Here is a 9,152-nt window from a genome sequence, read left to right on the forward strand (position 1 = left end):
AGGTCGTCGCCTTTCTTTTAAACAAAATCCGATTAGTAATACTACTAATCGGATTTTTTTTTATCCCAAAATTAACTTTTAATATCAGAGTTAATTAATCTTCTATCATTTCCAGTTTTTCTTTTAACTTTAAGTTTTTTTCTCTTTATTATTTTACTTTTTCTGCCGATTCTAGCATTTGGTTTGGCTCTATAGTAAAAATAGTTAAGATCTTTTCTAAACTGTCTGTAATTTCTTTTAAATGACTTTTTATAGAAGTATGGATCATCATAATTGTATATGTCTCCATTAATGAAATCAATATCGACATTACAAGAATTTTGGTTATTATAATATATATCATTGTAGTACCTATGATTTCTAACATTACCATTGAATAAAGGATTTCCCCATCTATCGTATTGGATTCTTAAATTACCAACTCTAGTTAATTGGCCGAATCGATATTTCATGTATATATTACCAATTCGTTTTACATTTCCTCTATAGTCGTAGTTTATAAATACATTTCCAACTCTTTTAACTTGTCCTTTAAAGTTTCTTTCGATTCTAATACCACGATTTCTACGATTATGTTTATACTTATGATGAGTATTAAAATCAAATTCACCGTTTAAAAAAACATGAAATTTTACTCCTCTTTCAACAAAGGTCACAGCGTCATTATAACGTTTGTTAACCCCAATTTTAGAATCTAACTTTTTAATGTTTTCTGCCTTAACTATTACTAAAGACATAAATGCTACTAATAAAATTAATCTTTTTTTCATAATTGTTATTCTTTAGGGTTATGCCTACTCTTTATGCTTTTCGGCTATCGCTTTATTGTTAACTTTTCAAACAATGTGCCAAAAAAATAAATTAATCTAATTATAATGATAATAGAGACGATATATTAATAGTTAATTCCTTGAAATAGATCTTAATGTTAAAAGAAGAAATTATTTCAATTTTTATTTTTGTGATTAAAAAATTATTATAATTTTTGATTAATGGTTGATGCGATATAGAAAAATCTTCAAAAAGGTATAAAATTATTAAATAACATTTCAGATGAGGAGTATAGTGATTGTACTGTAGGTCCTTATTATTCAAGTATTGGAAATAATATGAGACACATTTTAGATGTCTTCTCCTGTATTTTTAAAGGCTTAGATGAAAAGGATATTGATTTTTCAGCAAGGGAAAGAAATGAATTAGCTCAAATTAAAACTGAATCTGGAATAGCTTATTTTAATAATATAATTGAAAAGCTAAAAGAAATTAAAGATTCAGACTTTGATAAAATAGTTAAGTTTACTGATGACTTAGGTACAGGGAAGATTACTACGAATTATACTTTATCAAGTGCTTTAGTTCAAGCACACAGTCATGCCATTCATCATTATGCTAGTATCGGTTTTATTATAGAAAGATTAGGAATTGAATTACCTGATGCTGACTTCAGCTATAATCCTACAACACCAAGAGTAAAATCCTAAAAGAGATAAGTATATATAAACTTTTAGTAGTTTATATATACCCAACCTTGTCTTGTATTATCTGTATTACCGTTTCCAAACTTAAGTGTGTAAAAATAAGTTCCTACAGGTAATTTATTATTTCCTTTAATTGTTGCTCTACCAGTAGATATTGCTTTCCAATCGTTTTGATACCCCGTTGCTTGATATACAACATTCCCCCAACGATTAAATACTGTCAATTCATTTTGATTAAATAAATCTAATCCTTCAAAAACTAAAGCATCATTTACATTATCACCATTTGGAGAAATTAAATAATTGTCACTTCCAGTTTCAATATCAGAGAATATTGAACCTATAGTAATTATTTCATAGTTATCAGGGATAAAACCTTTAGAAGTGATTGTTCCATCAGTTAAGTCACCAGATGTAGCTGTATTCCCTAAATCTATCCATTTTTGTTCTGTTTTACTCCAACCTACAACCCTTAAGAAGTCTAAAACAGGAGATATATCTTCAATTTGACTAAAAGCATCCCAAGTAAGAGTAACAGTAGTTTCTGTTCTTCCATCTAAATCCCAGAATTCGAAAGTGCTTATATTTTTTATAAATACTTGTTTTTCGTCTGTAGTGAAAGTATCAGAAAAAGTAGAAGGAGAATTAGGATCTTCGTAGAAGTAAGCTCCATTATAAAAGTTTTCATTCACTTGATTAGGAATAATCATAGGTCTTAATCTGTCATCATCTCCAATAGGAAAAGTAAATTCTTTATCACCTATAACTGAAGCATAACCATCTACGTGTCTATCGTCATCTTCACCTACAAAAAAGTCATGTCTAATAAAATCTAAAGAAATTGCTGTATTACTTCTTGGAGTTAAAATTTTACCGTTAACAAATTCTAATTCATTTAAGATACCTAAAGAAGTTTCTAATTGTAAATCGTTTATAGCATCTACTTCAACGTTGTTGAAAACTGGTCTATTTGTACCAGAAATTACTCTAGCTTCATTATCACTATAAAAACCTGTAAAACCTGAATTATTTTCGAATTGCCCATCGTTGATTAAATCTGTATGAAAACCAACTGCAGCGTTATCATGCATTTGAACATTTCCAAAATTTTTGAATGCTTGCGTTTGGGCATTAATTGTTACAGCCATTAAAAACGGCAAAATATGAAGAACTTTCATTCTTTAGGGATTTTTACTACTTACTTAACTTACTTACAATAGACTTAACTATTTACTTACTTTATAAACCGTTGAGTATTTCTGAACTCATTGCTTACATTAACCATTATCAAAGTTATTGAAAGTGTTCGTTTCTTATTTTAAATTTCGATGAACGACTTTCGTTTCGGGATTAACTGTTTGATTAGTCAATTAAAGCTGAGCAAACTTACAAAAAAAAATAGATATTTTTGTTATAACATGTTAATAATCAGTTGTGAATTGCTGTTATTTTGTATGAAATACATGTTTTTAATCTCGTCTTACAGTAATAAGACACATGATTTTAGAAAAAGTCACAAGAAATTAGTGAGGATTTGTTATCTGTAAGCGGTATATAGAACAACTAAACTTTCGTCTAATATATCATTATCCCTGTTAGTATTACCAGAAGTACCTAGAGAATAATTTACATTAATTGTAAAGCCATCGGCATTAAAAGTAGATAAAGAACCAGAAATGATTCCCATATTTACCGCATTTTGATTACCATATCTCAATCCAAAACATTGAGAAATTGAAGAATATCTAGAGATTGAATTGATAGAACTACCACTACCACCAACATAAATTGTAGCTTGAGTTATAGTTCCTCCACCATCATTTCTAGCAAAACCATTAGCAGTTCCGAAAGCATTTTGTAGAGTAGCTGTATTTAATCCACCAGAACCAGCAGAATTTACACTTAAACTTTCAACATTTGCATGAGCAACAAATGTAATTTGACTCGGTTGAAATGGAAGTCCAGTAATAACTTGGTTAAATGCTGTAGCAGTTGTACCACCAGGAGCATTAATTATGAAGAATCCAGTATGAACAGTAGGTCCTAGATATATACCACCATTAGCACCGGTAGTAACTTGATTATTAGTTTCAGCAGCTATTAAAGCTTTTTTTTCTACAACTCCTGTATTAGTTGTTGTAAGTATTTCATTGTTGGTTGTGACTGTATTTATATCTCGAATTCTTAATTTCCCATTAATATCTAACATTTCAGAAGGAGCATCTGTATTTATTCCAACATGACCATTACTATTTAAAATATTAAAAGTTTCATCACGCCAAGCACCATTATTTCGAGTAATATAAAAATCATCAGTATTTCTTCTTCCAAAAGCAAATCTAGGAGTACCATTATTTTCAAAAGTAAAAGTATTAAAACCTCCATCGGTATCATTAAAATTGATATCAGGTTCAGTACCTTCAACTCTAATAATTCCAACACCATCAGCTAAGTTTCTTCGAATGTGGAGTGGGCTAGTGGCTGTAATTCCGAGACCAACATATTGATTGGTTTGATTGATACGTAATGCCTCGATATTATTAGTTCTGAAAATTAAATTTTGAGTATCTGTAGTTCCTAAAAAATTAGCTGCAGTTGTTCCTGAATTTCCACTTAAAGACCAACCATTACCATTCATAGTAACCCAATTAGTTCCATTATAATAATAAAGTATTTTCTCATCTGTACTATAAGCAACAGTTCCTTCGACTGGACTAGGAACAGACGTTATTTGAGCTGTTGTACCACTAGGGAATCCAGCGACAGGAGTTCCTGGGAATACTTGCGCCTTTAAGGATGTAATTGCAAATAAGAATATTATTAATATAGCTGAAAATTTCATGAGACTCTAATTTTGTTAAATTCCTTTTTTAATAGCAATAGTTTTGGTTAGAATTCTTTTCAATAAATTCAAAATTTCGATCTGTCGTTCTTCAGTAGCTTGAATTGTTGCATTCTGATTAACGTTAGTAATATTTAAAGTTGGATTAGTACCATTTAATTCTTTAAGAATACCTACATTTTTCTGTAAAATTTTCTTCGCTAAAAATATCATTTCTTCTTGATTGATCGATGTTGATGGATCAATTAAAGGAGCTTGATAAGCAACAAATTTATAAATGTCTTCTGGTCCTGAGAAATCTTGAACTGTAGCCCAATCTGTAAAACCATCTCTAGTAACTTGTAACCTTACTTGATTACTAGCAAATGTTGTTACACTATTACTGGTTCCTGTAAAATTTGTTTCACTAAGAAAATCAGTAGAAGTGTTTAAGTCAGTGATTAACAAATCAGCACTATTGACATTTGCTATAGAAATGAACTTGTAAAACTGAGTAGCATCTTGTAAACCAACATCTAAATTATTTAAATCAGCAATAGATGATGTAACATCAGATTCTACTTTTACAAATTTATCACAAGGGGAAAGTACAGCACTTCCGCTAAGAATTAATTGATAATTATTAATGTCTATAATATCTTTAGAAGGAGTAACAAAAAATGTAGAAATATCTGACTGAGTTAAATTATTTATTTTGTTAAGTTTTAAAAAATCGTAAACTTCACATAATGTTCTATTTGCAGATATGGTTACAGTTCTACTAGCATGATTTACAGCAATGCCAGAATAACCAGCAACTGTTATAGTATTGGTTTCTGTGATAAATTCGTCGTCTGTTATAACGATATTATCTGTAATTGGTTCTATGAAATTTTTATTTACAGCATAATAGTTTTTTAAATAATCAGCGACAACTAGAGTAGAAGTACCTCTATCAAAATTCAAACTAACAGCATTGTCTATTTTTAAAACTTCCTGAGTAGTAATTTGCCCAGAAGCATCTGTATTTAAATTATAATCAAATGAACCAGCGTTGTTGTTGTATAGAAGAACATTGATATTATTTAAAGGATTTAGATTCGGATCTGAAACTTGAACATCGTGAGTATAAAATTCTTTTACTCTACTAGCAGAACCAGAATAGCCTGTCCAACCTGTTGGTTTAATCGGATTGACTAAGAAAAAATCTACATTTCGCTGACTAAAGCGCCAATTAGTAGCACTCCAATCCATATCAAAAGCTTTAAAGTCTCCGTTAGAGCCAGAACCACCAACAATTTGTGTTACACCACGTAGTTTTAGATTTCTAATGATTTCTGTTTCACCAGCTAATCTAGCTCCAGGTTCAAAATTTAAAGCTCTATTAGCATTAATTGTAATGTTTTCTATAGTTGTGTTTGTTTGAAAATGTAAAAAATCAGAAGCTCCGTAACCAGAGAAAGTAACATCTTCAAAATTAAAAGTATAATTACCGTTATTAAAAAAATCACTACGCCCGCTAGTAACTCCTAATAAATAGAAAACTCTTGTAAAGTTAGCAGTATAAGCAAAATTATAGGAATGACCTTTAGCTGAACCAGTGTAATGGATAGTAACATCAGTAAATGTAACCGTTACACCAGATTGAGGAGCATACCTAAAAATACCTGGGAAATGATAAACAGCATTGTTATCTGTTAATGTTCCTGCTCCTTGAATTTTTAATTCAGCTGAAAAAGTTATGTCTCTATTTACGACAGATCCTGCAGCAGGATTTGCTTGTATAAATGTTCTTAATTGATCTCCAGTAGTTGGACCAGTAATAAAAATCGTAGCTCTATTTCCACCTGGACTTCCAGTAGATGGGGCAGAAGCATTAAAACTTATTTGACTATAAATATTAATAGATAAGCCAAGTAATAATAGTAATATGTAACTTGTTTTACTCATCAAATTAGATTTAAGAGAATGTTAATGCTGTTATTGTAGCTAAACTATTTGGTTGTGTACCATTGCCAATTGCAAAAGCTTCGTCATTCAAATCAGTTTTAGAAAAACGAGATACCATCCAATCAGAAGAATTAATTCTTACGGAAATATAATAGTAATTCGTATCCTCAAAAAATAATTCATTATCAACTATTACTTTAGAATTTTCACTGAATAATTTAACCCATTTTGTTCCGTCGTAATAATAAAAAATCTTTTCATCTGTACTATATGCAATAATACTTTCAACTGTAGTTAATGCTGTTATTTGTGCTGTGGTTCCTTTAGGGTATCCACCAACAGGTTCACCAGGTAAAACTTGTGCATAAGCAGAAGTTATTACAAACAGAAAAAATAATAATGATATAGTTAATTTCATAAGATTAATAATTTAGTTAATCTATCTTTTTTATAGTCATACCTGTACCATTAGCGTCGATAATAACCTGACCAGTATTGTTAATAGCTTTTTCTCTAACTTTTATACCATAACTTTGGAATGCAGATAAATTTAAGAACACAGTTCTTGAAGCGGTAACATATCTTTGGTTGTTATTTCCAATTAAAGTAACAACACTTCCAGTATTAGCAATAGGATTGTTGTTTTGACAAATTACAATTTCTAATGAGCTATTTCCACCATTATTGAAGTCATTTCCATTTTCCTTTCTTAGTGAAACTGTATATGTAACTTCATACAAACCAGCTTCAGTTACTTGAACTTGATCATTGGTAACGTTTGCTACTGAACCACTAGAAACTCTGGCAGTATTTAAAGGAATTAATGTTCCGTTTGTGTTAAAGTCAGAAACAGTAATTGTTGAATTTGTACTATTGTATTTGTCAACTAAAGTAAGCGTAGAGCTTCCTCCACCGCCACTACCACCTCCTGAAGAACCAGTGTTATTCATTTGTTGCCAATTTGTTCCATCACTCTGAATATGTAAAATACTATTAGCACTAATAGTGTTAGTATTGGCATTTGATAAGTTACGATAATTAGAAATATTAATTGTATTACCTGTAATGTTTTTCAATATATACTCTCGTCCGTTACAAGTATTTGCATTAGGAAGTGTAATCGTATTATTACCATTTATAACAATAGCATAATGATCTTCTGTTAGCGTAGTATTGCTATTAATAATAGCTATAGATTTTGAAACAGAACCAGCTATTTGTAAAGTTGAATTCGCAATATTAAAACCCGATTGAGGATCATTATAATCTGTATCTATAGGAACACGATTTGTATTTATGTTAATACCAAATCGCGTTTTTGCATTTTCTGTATTATTACTTCCTTGAACTCTAAAAAACTCTTGATGAAATTGTCCACTTCTGTAATCAAATCGTTTAAATATAATTGGTTCAGCTCCGTCATCTCCAATTATGAATTCTAATCGTCCATCATTGGATGGACCACCAGAACCTATTTCAAAAAAATCGGTACCTCCAGAACTACCTTTTAATCTAAAACTTCCATTTGGAGTAGTAAAGAACATAGGTTTATAAAATGAGGCTCCAGAGGCAGCAAATTGTAATGCTGAAATAGTACCATTACCATTTAAATGAACTAACGGTTGATTATCATCATTATAATCAAGAAATCCTTGTGTTAATCCTAAAGTTGCTCTTCTACCAAATTCTAATAAAGGTAAATTGTTTGAACGTATTTGCATACGAACATCATCGGTAGTTCCTAAAAAGTTAGCAGATGTGTTACCTGCGTTTCCTGTAAGTAACCAGTTGGCACCACTAGTTGAAACCCAAGTAGTACCGTTGTAATAATAAATAATTTTTTGATCTGTACTATATGCCATAACGCCTTCTACAGGACCTATAGTAGCAAAAATTTGTGCGGTAGTTCCGCTAGGTAAACCAGATACTGGTACACCAGGAAATACCTGACTAAATATATAGAGAGGCGCTGACATTAATAAAAATGTCAATAGTATATGTTTTAAATTTTTAAACCTCATTTTATTTTATAATAGATTGGTTAGGGTTAGTTAATTTTTTCAATTTTTTCTTTAGAAATCTTCAATAGAAAAATACCAATTGCGATCTAATCTATATAAATAAACATTTGAACCATATAATTGTACAGTAAAAGTTGTATTTGTTTGAGCAACTACTTGTGCAGTTACTTGTAAACCTGTTGAACTTAATACGGTTAATTGAACTATATAATCTGAATTTCCTCTATCTGGTATAGTAACAGTATAGTTACCAACACCATTTCTTGTAACAGATGTTACTCCTTGTGAACGTAATAATCTAGCAGCATCAGCTGTTGCGGCAGCACCATCTACTTTAGCAAATGCTTTGATAAAAGAATCTCCATCAGCTCCGTCTACACCAGAATCACCTTGTGGCCCTTTATCACCAACTTCGCCTTTGTCTCCAACAGGCCCTTTATCTCCAACTTCGCCTTTGTCACCAACTTCACCTTTATCTCCGACTTCGCCTTTGTCTCCAACAGGTCCTTTGTCTCCAACAGGTCCTTTGTCACCAACTTCACCTTTGTCTCCAACAGGTCCTTTATCGCCAACTTCACCTTTGTCACCAACTTCACCTTTGTCTCCGACAGGTCCTTTGTCACCAACTTCGCCTTTGTCACCAACTTCACCTTTATCTCCGACAGGTCCTTTATCACCGACTTCACCTTTGTCACCAACTTCACCTTTGTCTCCAACAGGTCCTTTATCTCCAACTTCGCCTTTGTCACCAACTTCGCCTTTATCTCCGAGAGGTCCTTTGTCACCAACTTCACCTTTGTCTCCGACTTCACCTTTGTCTCCGACTTCACCTTTGTCTCCGACTTCACCTTTGTCTCCGACTTCACCTTTGTCTCCGACTTC

Annotated in this window: 7 protein-coding genes and 1 pseudogene; 1 reads left to right on the forward strand and 7 read right to left on the reverse strand. The window is 31.4% G+C overall.

Going from position 1 to position 9,152, the window contains the following annotated elements; translation table 11 throughout:
• Window positions 1-71: 71 nt before the first annotated feature.
• Window positions 72-770, reverse strand: coding sequence for a hypothetical protein (locus tag Q1A15_RS20765; RefSeq protein ID WP_299628344.1), 699 nt, complete (start codon window positions 768-770; stop codon window positions 72-74).
• 258 nt (window positions 771-1,028) lie between these two features.
• On the opposite strand from Q1A15_RS20765, the gene Q1A15_RS20770 reads away from it, so the two are divergent.
• Complete coding sequence (locus Q1A15_RS20770) at window positions 1,029-1,481, forward strand: DinB family protein (protein ID WP_299628356.1); 453 nt, start codon at window positions 1,029-1,031, stop codon at window positions 1,479-1,481.
• A gap of 23 nt (window positions 1,482-1,504) precedes the next feature.
• Here the strand turns inward: Q1A15_RS20770 and Q1A15_RS20775 are convergent, their stop codons facing one another.
• The 6 genes and pseudogenes from Q1A15_RS20775 to Q1A15_RS20800 all read right to left on the reverse strand — a co-directional run.
• Window positions 1,505-2,656, reverse strand: coding sequence for a gliding motility-associated C-terminal domain-containing protein (locus tag Q1A15_RS20775; protein ID WP_299628346.1), 1,152 nt, complete (start codon window positions 2,654-2,656; stop codon window positions 1,505-1,507).
• Between the two features lie 359 nt (window positions 2,657-3,015).
• Complete coding sequence (locus Q1A15_RS20780; RefSeq protein WP_299628348.1) at window positions 3,016-4,320, reverse strand: hypothetical protein; 1,305 nt, start codon at window positions 4,318-4,320, stop codon at window positions 3,016-3,018.
• 15 nt (window positions 4,321-4,335) lie between these two features.
• The gene (locus Q1A15_RS20785; protein WP_299628350.1) at window positions 4,336-6,249 is read right to left on the reverse strand and encodes a hypothetical protein; all 1,914 of its coding nucleotides are present in this window, start codon (window positions 6,247-6,249) and stop codon (window positions 4,336-4,338) included.
• A 10-nt stretch (window positions 6,250-6,259) separates the two neighbouring features.
• Complete coding sequence (locus Q1A15_RS20790; protein WP_299628352.1) at window positions 6,260-6,667, reverse strand: hypothetical protein; 408 nt, start codon at window positions 6,665-6,667, stop codon at window positions 6,260-6,262.
• Between the two features lie 16 nt (window positions 6,668-6,683).
• Window positions 6,684-8,225, reverse strand: coding sequence for a hypothetical protein (locus Q1A15_RS20795; protein ID WP_299628354.1), 1,542 nt, complete (start codon window positions 8,223-8,225; stop codon window positions 6,684-6,686).
• A 96-nt stretch (window positions 8,226-8,321) separates the two neighbouring features.
• Window positions 8,322-9,152: pseudogene (locus Q1A15_RS20800) on the reverse strand (hypothetical protein); the annotation flags it as partial.

It is taken from the genome of uncultured Tenacibaculum sp., assembly GCF_947495995.1.
In the GTDB taxonomy this organism is placed as follows: domain Bacteria; phylum Bacteroidota; class Bacteroidia; order Flavobacteriales; family Flavobacteriaceae; genus Polaribacter.